Genomic DNA, 14,652 nt, shown 5'->3' with positions numbered 1-14,652 from the left:
AATCCTGCCATCGCAAGCCATCAGTAGCCGCCCTCTTCAGAGTTCGCGCTGTTCAGTAGCCAGCGCCATATAACTCAAGAAAAGAACCCATGGCCACGATCAAAAGCCGCAAGCACGCGAACAGTTTCAACCTCCACATCAACGCAACCCTGGCCGCCATGCTGCTGCCGGTTGCAGCCCACGCCGGCAACCCGCCCGACAGCGCGCACCAGCACCCGAACCACGCCCGCGCGATGCCGGAAGTGACGGTCAACGGCGCCGCGGAAAACGACTTCAAGGCGGACAAGGCATCGTCGCCGAAGTACACCGAGGAGCTGGTCAACACCGCGCAGACCATCACCGTCATCAGGAAGGAACTGATCCAGCAGCAAGGCGCGGTGACCCTGACGGAAGCGCTGCGCAATACCCCGGGCGTCGGCACCTTCTTCCTCGGCGAGAACGGCAACACCACGACCGGCGACGCGATCTACATGCGCGGCTTCGACTCGTCGACCAGCATCTACGTCGACGGCGTACGCGACATCGGTTCGGTGTCGCGCGATGTGTTCAACATCGAACAGGTCGATGTGCTGAAAGGCCCGGCCGGCACCGACAATGGCCGCGCCGCGCCAACCGGCTCGGTCAACCTGGTCAGCAAGCAGGCGTCGGTGGAAGACGCCTTCAGCGGCACGGTCACGGCCGGCACCGGCAGCGTCAAGCGCGCCACCGCGGACGTCAACCGCGTCATCAACGCACAAAGCGGCACCGCCTTCCGCCTCAACGTGATGGCGCAAGACAGCGGCAACCCGGCCCGCGACATCGTCAACAACAAGCGCTGGGCGGTCGCGCCATCATTCGCCTTCGGCCTGAACGGCCGCACCCGCGCCTACCTGAACTTCCTGCACGTCGACCAGGACAATACCCCCGACGGCGGCGTGCCGACCATCGGCCTGCCGGGCTACAGCAGCCCTGACCCGAAGCGCCCGTTCCTGGCCAGCGCCGCGCCGGTCGACCCGAAAGGCTTCTACGGCTCCGCCACCGACTACGACAAGGTCAAGGCGGACATGCTGACCTTTAAGGTCGAGCACGACTTCGCACGCGGCGCGAGGTTGCAGAACACCTCCCGCTACGGAAAAACCGCACAGGACTACCTGCTGACCGCCTTCATGGGAAATACCGCCAACCTGGTGACGCCGGACCAGGCCAACCCGGCCGGCTGGACCCTGGCGCGCACGCTTCGCACGGTGAAGGACCAGTCCAATGAGATCCTGACCAACCAGACCGCGCTGACGCTCGACTTCGACACCGGCGCCGTCAGCCACACGGTGGTAGCCGGCCTTGAGCTGACCCGCGAAAAGCAGAAGACCTACGGCTACGATGGCCTCGGCTCGCTGGCGCCGGCACCGCTGTATGCGCCCGATCCGTTCCTGCCGGTCGCCGGGCTGAACCCGGTACGCAACGGCGTGCACTCCGACGCCAGGGTCGACACGCAAAGCCTGTATCTGTTCGACACCCTGCGTGTCGGCGACAAGTGGATCTTCAACGCCGGCGTGCGGGCGGACCATTTCGATATCGACTACAACAGCATGACGCTGTCGACAGCGCGCTCCCACCCTGCCCTGCCGGTTGGCACCCTGGTGGCGACGGCGCTCGACACGGCCGACACGCTGGTCAACGGCAAGGTATCGGCACTCTACAAGCCAACGCCGGAGAGCAGCGTGTACGCGCTGCTTGCGACTTCCAGGCAGCCGCCCGGTACCAACCTGGTGCTGTCGAATTCGGCCAACAGCGCTTCCAACCCGCGTTTCGAGCCGCAGGATTCGACCACCGCCGAAATTGGCGCCAAATGGGACCTGTTAAAGCGTAAGCTGTCGCTGTCCGCGGCGCTCTACCAGACCACCGTGAAGAAAGAAGTCGAACAGGACCCGGTCGACCTGCAGTACTACCAGACCGGCCGCAAGCGCGTACAGGGCGTGGAGATCGGCGTAACCGGCGAAGTGGCGCGCAACTGGCTGGCCAGCGCGGGCTATACCCGGATGGATACCGAAGTTGAAGTGGGCAAAGTGGTGACCGCCAGCGGCATCAACAACCTGAGCTACACGCCAAAGCAGGCCTTCACCGCGTGGACCTCGTACACCCTGCCGATTGGCCTAAAGCTGGGCGGCGGCGCGCGCTTCGTCGACAAGCTCCTGCGCGGCAGCGACGGCGCTGTCGGCACCCCGGCGTATGCCGATTCGTACTGGGTGTTCGATGCGATGGCGTCGTATAACCTGAGCAAGAACGTGGAACTCCAGCTGAACGTGTACAACCTTGGCGACGAGCAGTACATTGCTGCGATCAACAAGAGCGGCTACCGCTACACCCCAGGCGCGCCCCGTTCGGCCAGCCTGACCGCCAACATCCGCTTCTAGGAACCTGCCCCGCCATGATGCTCCACATCCCAGCCGTACTTACGCGCGACCAGGTCGCATCGATGCGCGCGCAGCTCGACCAGTCCGGCTGGGTGGACGGCCGCGCGACGGTGGGGCAGCAAGGCGCGCAGGTCAAGCGTAACCGCCAGCTGCCCGAAGCATCGCCGCTGTCGCGCGAGCTCGGGCAGCTGGTGCTGGCGGCACTGGCGGCGAACCCGATGTTCTTCGCGGCGGCCCTGCCGCTGCGCATCGTGCCGCCGCTGTTCAACCGCTACGGCGTGGGCGAGGAATATGGCGCCCACGTGGACGGTGCGGTCCGCCAGGTTCCCGGCACTCCCGTGCCACTGCGCACCGATGTGTCGGCCACCCTGTTTCTGTCCGAACCGGATGAGTACGATGGCGGCGAACTGACGGTGATGGATACCTACGGCGCGCACGAGGTCAAGCTGGCCGCGGGCGACCTGGTGGTGTACCCATCATCCAGCGTGCACAAGGTGGCGCCGGTCACGCGCGGGGACCGCATCTGCGCGTTCTTCTGGCTGCAAAGCATGGTGCGCGACGACGCCCGCCGGAGCATGCTGCTCGACCTCGACCAGAACATCCAACGCCTGCGCGCGCGCCTTGGCGACTGCGAAGAGCTGGTTGGGCTCACTTCGCACTACCACAACCTGCTGCGCCAATGGGCCGAGACCTGAGCCAGGCCCCGCGCCGCTTCACCTGGCGTTTCTTAGTGCGCGTGCGCGCCAGCGCCCGTGCTTGCGCCCTGTCCCGGCTGCGCCATGCCAGCCATGCGGCGGCACTCGTCGGCACAGCGGCGGCAAGCCTGCGCGCACTCCTGGCAGTGGGCCATCTGGTGCTTTGCGCATTCATCGGCGCAACTGTCGCACACGTCGGCGCACATCTGGCATACCGCCGCCGCAAACTCGCTGGAACGCGCCATGTAGGAGGCCGCCAGGCGGCAGATCTGGGCGCAGTCCATGTCCAGCGCAATGCAACGCGCCATCATCTTGACGTCCTGCTCTTGCAGGCAAGAGGCAGCGCAAAGGTCACAGGCATCCGCGCACGCATTGCACGCATCGATACAGGCTTGGTATTGTTGTTGTGCCACGTTATCACTCCTTATTGGATGGGATCGGTGACGCCCGACTGCCGCTTGGCCAACTAGCGTAAGTCGGCACCTTGCCTGCGCTTCTCAGCCGAACAGCTGCACTGGGCGAAATCTTTGCTCATTTACGGCAACACCCGGCATACATGTTGCTTCATAGGGATACTCGCGCCGGTCCAATCGCGTGCCGTTTAGATATGACCCGCGCACCACCGTTCGAGTTCGATGCATTTGCACCCGTCCGCGGCCGCGCTCTCTAGACATTTTCGTCTAGATCATTTATTCTAGGTTCATCCCTACTCCTGTCCCTGCCATGACCAGCCCTGCCAACGTACCGAAGCCAACCGCCTCCGAGCTGGAGATGCTGCGGCTGCTGTGGCAGCTTGGGCCGGCTACGGCGCGCCAGGTGCACGAGGCCGCAGTCGCCGTCCGCCCGGACATGGCGTATGCGAACGTGCTGCGCCTGCTGCAGATGATGCACACCAAGGGCCTGCTGCTGCGCGACGAGAGCCAGCGCGCCCATGTGTATTCGCCGGCACAGCCGCAGGACACCTGGCAAACCAGCCTGATCAAAGACCTTATCAACAAGGCGTTTGCCGGCTCCGGCAAGGACCTGATTCTTGCGGCGCTGCGTGGCGGCCATGTCAGCGAACGCGAACGGGCCGAGATCCAGGCCATCCTTGACCGCGACAAGTGAAGCCCAAGCCCGCGCCGCCGGCGCAGTCCCCCGATCCGCGTCCCCGCCCGCCGCACCAGCCCGCGCTGGAAGACTGCTGCCTGGGCGGTTGCTCGCCGTGCATTTTCGACCTGTACGAGGACGCCATGGAACGCTACCGCATCAAGCTGGCCGAATGGCAGTTGCGCCACCCTGGGCCCCGCGCGCACGACTGACTTGCGGTGTTGGCGCGTTTATTTACGATATGTAAAGATAACGCTATACAGTTCAGGCAGATGTTGCGGGGGAATCACATGTTCGACATGGAATATCCGTGGTGGGAATTTGTCGTGCGCGGCACGGTTGTCTACCTGGTGCTGCTGGTCATGGTGCGGGTGTCAGGGCGCCGTACGGTCGGGCAGTTCACGCCCTTCGACCTGCTGGTGGTCATGCTGCTGAGCGAATCGGTCTCCAACGCGCTCAACGGCGGCGACCAGTCGATTGGGGGCGGCCTGATCGTGGCCGCGGTGCTGGTGGCGCTGAACATGCTCATGGCGTTCCTGTCGTCGCACAGCGAGAAGATGTCGAAGGTGCTCGACGGTACCGCCGTACTGCTGGGCCGCGACGGCGCGCTGTACGAGGAAGTCATCAAAAAATGCCGCCTGTCCGACGAGGAAGTGCAGGAGTCGATGCGCGAATGCGATTGCAAGCTCGACGAGATGGAATACATGTTCCTCGAGGCCGACGGCCGCATCACGGTGCAGAAGAAGCGCACGTCCTGAGGCGCGCTGGCTCATCCAGGGAAATTTGCTACGGAAAAATGTAAGTCGGAAAGCGATCCACCCGCGCGCCGCCGCACCGGCTTCGGTGCTTAAATCAAGGCGCAGTTCATCTAACGGGTATCGCATGATCCGCACTTTGACACTAACCGGAGCAAAAAAAATGAAACGGTTTATCTCACTACTTGCGCTTGCGCTAGCAATGGTCGCCACCCCGGCCGCCTTCGCTGACACCTTGTACTATCGCGCCACCATGAGCGGTCCGGCGGAAGCTCCGCCGAATGCATCGCCTGGCTATGGCGTCGCCTTCTTCATCGTCGACGACGTCGCGCTCACGATGAGCATGAATGTCCCGTTCTTCGACCTGCTGGGCACTACCACCGCCGCGCACATCCACTGCTGCACGGCGGACCCGCTGATGGGCACGGCAGGTGTCGCCACCGCCACGCCGAGCTTTCCCGAGTTTCCGAGCGGGGTGACTACCGGACTGTACGAACGCACCTTCAGCCTGGCTGACGCATCGTTCTACAACCCGGCTTACATCACGGCAAATGGCGGCACCGTGGATGCGGCCCGCGCCGCACTGCTGAGCGGGCTGGCAAGCAACCAGGGCTATTTCAACATCCATACCTCCCAGTATCCCGGCGGCGAAATCCGCGGCTTCCTGGTGGCGGCGCCCATTCCTGAGCCGTCGACCTGGGGCATGCTGGTGCTCGGTATCGGGGCGCTTGGATTATGGGGCCGGCGCAGGCGCACCTAGACGGGCGCCTGGCGCTACACCGCGCCGCGTTGCCTTAGCAGCGCATCCCATGCCGGTATGGCTGCCTGCCAGAACTGGCTGACGCTTGCCGCCTGCATCGGTGGCAGGCCGAGGAAGGTGGCCGCTTGCCGCAGCACGGCCAGCGCCGCCTGCTCGTCGCCCGGGGTCACCGCCACGGCGCCGGTTTGCTTGGACAGCTTTTCGCCCTGCGCGTTGCGCACCACTGGCACGTGCAGGTAGCGCGGGGTGGGCACGCCCAGCAGCCGTTGCAGGTAGATCTGGCGCGCGGTCGAGTCGATCAGGTCGGTGCCACGCACAACGTCGGTGACGCGCTGGTCGGCGTCGTCGACGACCACGGCCAGCTGGTAGGCCCAGAAGCCGTCGGCGCGCTTGAGCACAAAGTCGCCCGATTCGCTGGCCAGGTGCTGGGTGACAGTGCCGGCAAAGCGGTCGGTGAACGAGATCGTCTCGCCTTCTTCGCCCGGGCCTGGGACGCGCACGCGCACACTGCGCGCGCTGCGCCCGGCCGCCAGGCCATCGCGGCAGGTGCCGGGGTAAATTGCCGAGCCGTCGGGTGCGAGGCCCAGGCGCGAATCGGCGATTTCGCGGCGGTTGCAGCCGCAGCCGAAGGTGTGGGCGGCGATGCTGTCGGCGGCCGCCTGGTACAGCGCCTTGCGCGCGCTTTGCCAGACCACCTCGCCGTCATGCTGCATGCCCAGCGCGGCGAGCACTTGCAGGATGCCTTCGGCGGCGCCAGGTACGGTGCGGCCTTCATCGATGTCTTCGATGCGCACCAGCCAGCGACCGTGGTGGGCGCGCGCATCCAGGTAGCTGGCGACCGCCGCCACCACCGAGCCGGCGTGTAGCGGCCCGGTCGGCGATGGGGCGAAGCGACCTGTGTAAGTGCTGTGCATCGTTGCTGCCCTGGTCGCCTGCGCCTTATTTGGCGCGCGCGCCGGCTTCGTGGTCCTTGATGGTTTTCGTGACCTTGTCGGCCACCTCGTTCGGCACGGCGATCGACAGCTGGTAATGCTGGATCTCGAATCCCTTGCCGCTCTTGCGGATCACCCCGCTTGCCTGGCACACGCCCATCTGCGTATCGAGCAGCTCGTCGAACCAGATGAATTGCTGGTCTTCGGACATGTAGACATTGCGCTTGGTGGCCTTGAAGGCCCACGCCGACTTGCGCTCGAAGAAGCGCTTGGCCCAGGCCTTGAACTGGTCGCGGTTCCACAGTTCGGTCTTGTCGGTGCCGATGTAGATCCCGTCCTTTGCCATCTTGTCGAAGTAGGCAAGGCGCGCGTTGGCGGCATCGTCATGCCACTCATCGATGAAGGCATTGACCTGGGCGCGCGTATCGGCAGGCGTAGCGGGCGCCGCAAAGGCGGACAAGGCAAGCAAGGCCATGCAGGCCGACAGAATAAAGTTCTTCATATTTTCCCGTGGTGGTGAGGCGCCGCGCGCCGGCAAAACTGCGCTGCCGATTGTACACAATGCAGGACGGCCGCCTGCACCCGTTTTTTGGCCGGCCCAATAAAAAAGGCTATGTCACCGTTAGGTATGGAATTGAGCACGTCGTGCCCGCCACTGGCGGATCCGACTTCCCGCGAAATCGGGAACCCATACTATGTATGCGCTGGAGGTCGAATCGCTTTATTACTGATCGTCTTCAGTATGGGTTCCCGCGTGCGCGGGAACGACGAGGGTGTAGCGCTTCCACACTTAACGGTGACATAGCCATAAAAAAAGGCTGCCGAAGCAGCCTTCCCTGATGCGCATGAAGCTTAGTTGTTGCAGCCCATGGTAGCGATGCGGTTATAAGCGGCCTTCGCTTTGACCAGACCATAACCATACTTGTCGTCACGGCCTGCAGCGCCGAGGTCCTGTGCGGACTTCGCCAGCGTGCTGCGGATCTGTGCAGCCGTGCAGCCTGGGAAGTAGCTCCACACCAGGCCCGCAACCGCTGCGACGTGCGGCGTTGCCATCGAGGTGCCGTTGAAGTAAGCGTAGTTGCCGACCTTGACCGACACCGTCGCAGCCTGGCCCAGCTGCCCCATCATGGCCGCGCCTTCAGCCTGCGATGCCGCCACCGAAGGGATCGTGGTGACCGTGGTGCCGAGGGTTGGATTCAGGCTACCCGCAACATTGTTGTACAGGATCGCGCCGACGCCGCCGCTCGCTTCGCAGTTCGCCACTTTCACGCCGAACGCCAGCCCGGCGCCGCGCGAAATCAGGCAGACCTTGCCCGCCATCGCCGGATCGATGGTGCCGCCGAAGCCGAAGTCGGCCACTGGCGCGGTAACGGTTGCACGTGGCGAGCCGGTGACCGAACCGACCGCATAGCTGGTCGCACCGACGGTCAGCGACGACACCAGCGCGGTGCCCATCGGAACGGTCGACAGCACGCGGACGCCTGGCGCCGACAGTTCAACTTTCGGGTTGTAGTTCGAGAAGGTCGCCCAGTTCTTGTCGCTGTCGAGCGCGCCGACCGAGACCACGCTCTGGTAGCCCGCTGGCCAGCGCGACGCGGTGGTGCCGGCGTTGCTCGAAGCGGCCACCGACAGGATTCCCTTGGCCGCCAGCGCGTCGAACGCGGCCTGCTCGGTGGCGCTAGGTTCAGGACCGCTCAGCGACATGCTGATGATGTTCGCGCCGGCGTCGCCGCACTTGTTGGCCGCGTCGGCCAGTTCGGACGAATAGGCCCAGCCGTCAGCGCCGAATACCTTGACGATATGCAGGCGCAGCTGGCGGCTCGGGATCACGCCGACGACGCCAACACCGCTGTTATTGACGGCGGCGATGGTGCCGGCCACGTGGGTGCCGTGGCTGTTCTCATCGGTATGCCACCAGCCGGTGCCTGGATCGTATTCGCCGGTGACGTTGCCGTTGTTGTTCAGGTCTTCGTGGTTGCGGTCGTAGCCCGAATCGATGATGCAGATCTTGCGGTTGCCGGCCTTGGAACCGCCGCTTGGCAGCTGGTCCGCTTCGGTCATGCCGATGCCGTAAGGGACGACCTGGCCGAGGTAGAAGTTTTTACCCGATGCAGGGTTGGCCGCCGCGCTTTGCTCGGTGCCGCTGGCGTACTCGGCGCTCATCTCCATTGTAGGAAGGTAGCGTGGCGGATCGATCTCGACATAGGACACGTTCTTGTCGGCGCGCAGGGTGTCGACTTGCTCTCCAGGCAATTCGACGGCCATGGCGTTCATGCCACGGATTTTGCGTTTGACGTTGCCGCGCGCGCGGATGACCGCGGCGCTGGCGTCGTTGTCGGCGCCGGCCTTGTAGCCGACGATGTAGCGGACCGGCGGCGCGGCGCTGGCCGCGCTGGAAGCCAGGCCGAGCACTGCGACGGAGCACAGCATTGCGAGGGTGCGTACTGGGAGTGCGGTAACTTTTTGCTTCATGTCTCTTTTTCCAATCTCGTTATAGGTATGAAGTAACTTGATGCGCGCCGGCCCGGCGGACACCCGATCAGCGTAGCGAGCTCAGCGCCAAACGATGCTAAGCGTGCCGAATGGCATCGTCAACAACATTTAGCGCGGTTTCCGATGATTTTTATGAAAGTTGATACGTCCGCAAAAAAGATTGACAGCAACGCCAAAACACGGCCTTTTCAATCAACCCGCCCCCTCTCGCCGGGAGTTGCCAAACTGATTTGATTGCCGACTATAATTGCGGGTCTACTTTATTGCTGAGTTAATGCGTACTCTCCATTTCTTGCCGCTGCTCGGACTGTTACTGGCCGCCGGCAGCGCCCTGGCCGAATGCGCGCCGCTGCGGCTCGGGTATGTCGACCAGCACCGGCCGCCGTATTTCCTCGGCAGCGGAAACGCCGAAGCCTCCCCTGCGGGCGCCGCCGTCGACCTGATCCGCGAGGCGGCAGCGGTTGCCGGCTGCAAGGTCATCACCATGCGCCTGCCGCCGGCGCGCCTGCGCAGTGCGTTGAAAGCCGGCGCCATCGATGTGATGTCGATGGAAGCGGTCGAGGCCGACAAAGGCCTGTACGCTTTGCCGCTGGATGCGGCCGGCAAGCTTGACGTCGCCAAGGCGCTGCGCGTGCATACGGTGGTCTTCGTGCGCGCCGGCGATACGGCACTGGGCAGCAACGATCCAGCGCGCGAGTTCGGCCAGCGCTGGCTCGGCAGCAATTACGCCGCGCCCCTGGTGGCGCAGTTGCGCAAGCAAGGCTTCCGGGTCGACGACGGCGCGCTGGACACCGAGCGCAATTTGGAAAAGCTGGTGCGCCACCGGATCGATGGGTACGCGATTTCCGTCGCCGCTCCCGGGGACATGGATAACTGGGTCGCGGCTAAATACGGCAATGCGGTCGTGCGGCTCGAACGGCCAATCCAGACCAACAATATCTGGCTTGCGATGAGCAAGGATTATCAGGCGCGCCATCCGGCGCAGGTCGCCGCGATGTGGGACTGGGTGGCGGAACATGGCCGCCAGCGGTTCGCGAAGCTGGTCAGGAAGTATGACAAGCACCTGTCGGCGGCGCCTGGCGGATAACAACATTTGCTTTGGGCGGCGCGGATTCGGCGGATGCGCCCTTTGGGCTTATCCGCCCTACTTGCTTATCCCGGCAATCCGTGAAGAACCAAAAAAAAAGCGAGCCGTAGCTCGCTTTTTTTTGGCCGCGCAATCGATTACTTGCGCTTGTCCATTGCTGGCACGTCGCGTGCCGGCGAACCGATGAACAGCTGGCGCGGACGGCCGATCTTCTGTTCCGGGTCGGCGATCATTTCGTTCCACTGGGCGATCCAGCCGATCGTGCGGGCCATCGCGAAGATGCCGGTGAACAGCGAGACAGGAATGCCCAGCGCCGATTGCACGATGCCCGAGTAGAAGTCGACGTTCGGGTACAGCTTGCGCGATACGAAGTATTCGTCTTCCAGCGCGATCTTTTCCAGCGCCATCGCCAGCTTGAACAGCGGGTCGTCCTGCAGGCCCAGCTCTTCCAGCACTTCGTGGCAGGTTTCGCGCATCAGCTTCGCACGTGGGTCGAAGTTCTTGTAGACGCGGTGACCGAAGCCCATCAGCTTGACGCCGGAGTTCTTGTCCTTCACCTTTTCGATGAACGCAGGGATGTTTTCGACGGTGCCGATTTCCTTCAGCATGTTCAGCGCCGCTTCGTTCGCGCCGCCGTGGGCAGGGCCCCACAGGCAGGCGATACCGGCTGCGATACAGGCGAACGGGTTCGCGCCCGACGAGCCGGCCAGGCGGACGGTCGAGGTCGATGCGTTCTGCTCGTGGTCTGCGTGCAGGATCAGGATGCGGTCAAGCGCGCGTACCAGCACGTCGTTGACGACGTACTCTTCGCACGGGTTGCCGAACATCATGCGCATGAAGTTGGCGCTGTACGACAGGTCGTTGCGTGGGTACACGAACGGCTGGCCGATCGAGTATTTGTAGGCCATCGCGACCAGGGTCGGCATCTTGGCGATCAGGCGGATTGCCGATACTTCGCGGTGGTGCGGGTCGTTGATGTCGAGCGAGTCGTGGTAGAACGAGGCCAGCGCGCCAACGGTGCCGACCAGGACCGACATCGGGTGCGCGTCGCGGCGGAAGCCGCGGAAGAAGAATTGCATCTGCTCGTGGACCATGGTGTGCTTGGTCACGGTGTCCGAGAACTTCTTGTTCTGTTCCGCGTTCGGCAGTTCGCCGTTCAGCAGCAGGTAGCAGGTTTCGAGGAAGTCGCAGTTGACCGCCAGCTGCTCGATCGGGTAGCCGCGGTACAGCAGCTCGCCCTTGTCGCCGTCGATGTAGGTGATCGACGAGTTGCAGGCGGCGGTCGACATGAAGCCAGGGTCGTAGGTGAACTTGCCGGTCTGGCCGTACAGCTTGCGGATGTCGATGACGTCCGGGCCTACCGTACCTTTGTAGATCGGCATGTCGATGGCGGGGCTGCCATCGGAAAACGACAGGGTGGCTTTGTTATCAGAGATGTTCATGGCACTTCCTTCTTGGGAGGTGAGTCTACAAAATAAAATATAACGAAACTTCTTCGCGTGCCGGCACGCTATGCCTGGCGCAGGCGCGCCAGCAGCGCGCGTACTTGCGGCAGGTCGAGCTCGCCTTCGGGTTCTTTCCGCGCCAGCAGCAGGTCCAGCAGCGGGTTGTCCGCCAGGTCCAGCAGCCGGGTCAGCGCATCGACGTCGTCGTCGCTGAGCGTTTCCTCATGGGCGTCGAGGAAGCGCGTGAGCACCAGGTCGTTCTCGAGCAGGCCGCGGCGGCTGCGCCAGCGCAGGCGGGCACGGTTGGCAGGATCTGATTGATGCGTTGTCACACTAGAGTCTGTCATTGGGTCAACACTATACTCCGCCCACCGGGATTCGGCAGTACGGTACTTCTACTGTATTGCTGAGCAACGTCGTTCCCGCGCAGGCGGGAACCCATAGGGCGCCAAACAGATTGGCTAAATATGGGTTCCCGCTTTCGCGGGAACGACGGCGGCGCATTTATACGGCGCGGCGCACCATCAGTTCCTTGATCTTGCCGATTGCCTTGTTCGGGTTCAGGCCCTTCGGGCAAACGTCGACGCAGTTCATGATCGAGTGGCAGCGGAACAGGCGGTACGGGTCTTCCAGGTTGTCCAGGCGCTCGCCGGTGGCTTCGTCGCGGCTGTCGGCGATGAAGCGGTAGGCTTGCAGCAGGCCGGCCGGGCCGACGAACTTGTCCGGGTTCCACCAGAACGATGGGCACGAGGTCGAGCAGCAGGCGCACAGGATGCACTCGTACAGGCCGTCGAGCTCTTCGCGCTCGGTCGGGGTCTGCAGGCGCTCTTTTTCCGGCGGAATCGAGTCGTTGATCAGGAACGGCTTGATCGAGTCGTATTGCTTGAAGAACTGGGTCATGTCGACGATCAGGTCGCGGATGACCGGCAGGCCAGGCAGCGGACGCAGCACGATCGGCTGGGTCAGCTCGTTCAGGTTGGTGGTGCAGGCCAGGCCGTTCTTGCCGTTGATGTTCATCGCGTCCGAACCGCAGACGCCTTCGCGGCACGAGCGGCGCAGGCTGAGCGTGTCGTCGACGTCCGACTTGATGCGCTGCAGTGCGTCGAGCAGCATCTTGTCGGTGTCTTGCAGTTCCACCGTGACGTCCTGCATGTACGGCTTGGTATCCTTGTCCGGATCGTAACGGTAGATCTTGAGTTGTACTGTGCGTGTCATGTTTGTTGCCTTAGAAAGTACGTGCTTTTGGCTTGAAGGTGTCGACCGTCAACGGCTTGGTGACCACGGCCTTGTACTCGAGGCGGTTGCCTTCCGAGTGCCACAAGGTGTGCTTCATCCACACTTCGTCATCGCGCTGCTGGTAGTCGCTGTGCGCGTGGGCGCCGCGCGATTCCTTGCGCGCCTGGGCCGAGACGATGGTCGCCTTGGCCGTTTCGATCAGGTTGTCCAGTTCGAGCGCTTCGACGCGCGCGGTGTTGAACACCTTCGACTTGTCCTTGAACGAGACGTGCTTGCGGCGCTCGTCCAGCACCATGATCTCTTTCACGCCCTGGGTCAGCAGTTCGTCGGTACGGAACACGCCGCAGTACTTCTGCATGGTGGCGCGGATGTCGTTGGCGACGCCCTGCACTTTTTCCGAGCCGGTCGAGGTTTCGAGGCGGTTCATGCGTTCCATCGCGAAGTCGGCTGCGTCTTTCGGCAGCGCCTTGTTCGAGCGCGCCTTCAGGTTCGACTGCACCACGTGGTTGCCGGCCGCGCGGCCGAATACCACCAGGTCGAGCAGCGAGTTGGTGCCGAGGCGGTTGGCGCCGTGCACCGACACGCAGGCGCATTCGCCGATCGCGTACAGGCCATTGACGATCTTCTGCGAACCGTCGCCGGCCGGCGTGACAACCTGGCCGTAGATGTTGGTCGGGATGCCGCCCATCTGGTAGTGGATCGTCGGCACGACAGGAATCGGTTCCTTGGTCGCGTCGACGTTGGCGAACTTGTGGCCGATCTCGAGGATCGACGGCAGGCGCTTGGCGATGGTTTCGGCGCCGATGTGGCGCAGGTCCAGCAGCACGTGGTCCTTGTTCGGACCGCAGCCGCGGCCTTCCTTGATTTCCTGGTCCATCGAGCGCGACACGAAGTCGCGCGGCGCCAGGTCTTTCAGGGTTGGCGCATAGCGCTCCATGAAGCGTTCGCCGTTGCTGTTGATGAGGATACCGCCCTCGCCGCGCACGCCTTCGGTGATCAATACGCCCGCGCCGGACACGCCGGTCGGGTGGAACTGCCAGAACTCCATGTCCTGCAGCGGCAGGCCGGCGCGCGCCGCCATGCCCATGCCGTCGCCGGTGTTGATGAAGGCGTTGGTCGATGCTGCAAAGATGCGGCCTGCGCCGCCGGTGGCGAAGATGGTGGTCTTCGCTTCCAGGATCATGCACTCGCCGGTTTCCATTTCAAGCGCAACCACGCCAACCACGTCGCCTTCAGCGTCGCGGATGATGTCGATTGCCATCCACTCGACGAAGAAGTGGGTGCGGGCGCGCACGTTGCGCTGGTACAGGGTGTGCAGCAGCGCGTGGCCGGTACGGTCAGCCGCCGCGCAGGCGCGCTGGACTGGCTTCTCGCCGAAGTTGGCGGTGTGGCCGCCGAACGGGCGCTGATAGATGGTGCCGTCCGGATTGCGGTCGAACGGCATGCCGAAGTGTTCCAGCTCGTAGACGACCTTTGGCGCTTCGCGGCACATGAATTCGATCGCATCCTGGTCGCCCAGGTAGTCGCCACCCTTGACGGTGTCGAACATGTGCCAGTACCAGTCGTCCTCGCTCATGTTGCCGAGGGAGGCGCCGATGCCGCCCTGCGCTGCCACGGTGTGCGAGCGGGTCGGGAAGACTTTCGACAGCACGGCCACGTTCAGGCCGGCTTCAGCCAGTTGCAGCGATGCGCGCATGCCGGAACCGCCGGCGCCGACGATAACCGCGTCGAAGCGGCGGGTAGGGATTGCAGTTTTAATTGCTGCCACGA

At 63.6% G+C, this 14,652-nt stretch carries 15 protein-coding genes; 7 read left to right on the top strand and 8 right to left on the bottom strand.

Going from position 1 to position 14,652, the window contains the following annotated elements; genetic code table 11:
• The first annotated feature begins 89 nt into the window (after positions 1-89).
• A complete protein-coding gene (locus LMJ30_RS11675) occupies positions 90-2,390 on the top strand; it encodes a catecholate siderophore receptor Fiu (protein ID WP_229432516.1) in 2,301 nt (766 codons plus the stop codon).
• Between the two features lie 14 nt (positions 2,391-2,404).
• Positions 2,405-3,085, top strand: a complete 681-nt coding sequence (locus LMJ30_RS11670) for a Fe2+-dependent dioxygenase (protein ID WP_229432515.1) — start codon at positions 2,405-2,407, stop codon at positions 3,083-3,085.
• Between the two features lie 32 nt (positions 3,086-3,117).
• On the opposite strand, the gene LMJ30_RS11665 is transcribed toward LMJ30_RS11670, so the two are convergent.
• Positions 3,118-3,498, bottom strand: a complete 381-nt coding sequence (locus LMJ30_RS11665; protein WP_229432514.1) for a four-helix bundle copper-binding protein — start codon at positions 3,496-3,498, stop codon at positions 3,118-3,120.
• A 310-nt stretch (positions 3,499-3,808) separates the two neighbouring features.
• Between LMJ30_RS11665 and LMJ30_RS11660 the strand changes: the two genes are divergently transcribed.
• The 4 genes from LMJ30_RS11660 to LMJ30_RS11645 all read left to right on the top strand — a co-directional run bounded on the left by LMJ30_RS11660 (position 3,809) and on the right by LMJ30_RS11645 (position 5,689).
• Entirely contained in the window at positions 3,809-4,192 is a 384-nt protein-coding gene (locus tag LMJ30_RS11660) for a BlaI/MecI/CopY family transcriptional regulator (protein WP_229432513.1), read from the top strand.
• A complete protein-coding gene (locus LMJ30_RS11655; RefSeq protein WP_229432512.1) occupies positions 4,189-4,386 on the top strand; it encodes an oxidoreductase-like domain-containing protein in 198 nt (65 codons plus the stop codon). The genes LMJ30_RS11660 and LMJ30_RS11655 overlap by 4 nt, the downstream gene beginning before the upstream one ends.
• A gap of 78 nt (positions 4,387-4,464) precedes the next feature.
• Positions 4,465-4,932, top strand: a complete 468-nt coding sequence (locus LMJ30_RS11650) for a DUF421 domain-containing protein (protein ID WP_229432511.1) — start codon at positions 4,465-4,467, stop codon at positions 4,930-4,932.
• Positions 4,933-5,092: 160 nt separating this feature from the next.
• Positions 5,093-5,689 (top strand): CHRD domain-containing protein, encoded by a 597-nt coding sequence (locus LMJ30_RS11645; RefSeq protein ID WP_229432510.1) that lies wholly within the window; start codon positions 5,093-5,095, stop codon positions 5,687-5,689.
• A gap of 14 nt (positions 5,690-5,703) precedes the next feature.
• Here the strand turns inward: LMJ30_RS11645 and gluQRS are convergent, their stop codons facing one another.
• The 3 genes from gluQRS to LMJ30_RS11630 all read right to left on the bottom strand — a co-directional run bounded on the left by gluQRS (position 5,704) and on the right by LMJ30_RS11630 (position 9,093).
• Positions 5,704-6,603, bottom strand: a complete 900-nt coding sequence (gene gluQRS, locus LMJ30_RS11640; RefSeq protein ID WP_229432509.1) for a tRNA glutamyl-Q(34) synthetase GluQRS — start codon at positions 6,601-6,603, stop codon at positions 5,704-5,706.
• 25 nt (positions 6,604-6,628) lie between these two features.
• Positions 6,629-7,123 carry a nuclear transport factor 2 family protein gene (locus LMJ30_RS11635; protein ID WP_229432508.1) on the bottom strand — a complete coding sequence of 165 codons (495 nt, stop codon included), beginning with the start codon at positions 7,121-7,123 and terminating at the stop codon, positions 6,629-6,631.
• Positions 7,124-7,473: 350 nt separating this feature from the next.
• Entirely contained in the window at positions 7,474-9,093 is a 1,620-nt protein-coding gene (locus LMJ30_RS11630) for a S8 family serine peptidase (RefSeq protein WP_229432507.1), read from the bottom strand.
• Positions 9,094-9,388: 295 nt separating this feature from the next.
• Here LMJ30_RS11630 and LMJ30_RS11625 point away from each other — a divergent pair, with 295 nt between their 5' ends.
• A complete protein-coding gene (locus LMJ30_RS11625) occupies positions 9,389-10,201 on the top strand; it encodes a transporter substrate-binding domain-containing protein (RefSeq protein ID WP_229432506.1) in 813 nt (270 codons plus the stop codon).
• Between the two features lie 137 nt (positions 10,202-10,338).
• On the opposite strand, the gene LMJ30_RS11620 is transcribed toward LMJ30_RS11625, so the two are convergent.
• The 4 genes from LMJ30_RS11620 to sdhA form a co-directional block, all read right to left on the bottom strand.
• A complete protein-coding gene (locus tag LMJ30_RS11620; RefSeq protein ID WP_229432505.1) occupies positions 10,339-11,643 on the bottom strand; it encodes a citrate synthase in 1,305 nt (434 codons plus the stop codon).
• Between the two features lie 68 nt (positions 11,644-11,711).
• Entirely contained in the window at positions 11,712-11,993 is a 282-nt protein-coding gene (locus LMJ30_RS11615) for an FAD assembly factor SdhE (protein ID WP_229432504.1), read from the bottom strand.
• A 157-nt stretch (positions 11,994-12,150) separates the two neighbouring features.
• On the bottom strand, positions 12,151-12,861 hold the full coding sequence (locus tag LMJ30_RS11610) for a succinate dehydrogenase iron-sulfur subunit (protein ID WP_131428470.1): 711 nt from the start codon (positions 12,859-12,861) through the stop codon (positions 12,151-12,153).
• Positions 12,862-12,871: 10 nt separating this feature from the next.
• Positions 12,872-14,650: a succinate dehydrogenase flavoprotein subunit gene (gene sdhA, locus LMJ30_RS11605; protein ID WP_229432503.1), complete on the bottom strand. Its 1,779-nt coding sequence runs from the start codon at positions 14,648-14,650 to the stop codon at positions 12,872-12,874.
• Positions 14,651-14,652 lie beyond the last annotated feature (2 nt).

Origin of the sequence: Massilia agrisoli (assembly GCF_020831365.1) — a bacterium.
Taxonomy (GTDB): Bacteria; Pseudomonadota; Gammaproteobacteria; order Burkholderiales; family Burkholderiaceae_D; genus Telluria_A; species Telluria_A agrisoli.
The sequence above is the reverse complement of the archived record's forward strand: the minus strand, read 5'-3'. Positions and strand labels throughout refer to the sequence as shown.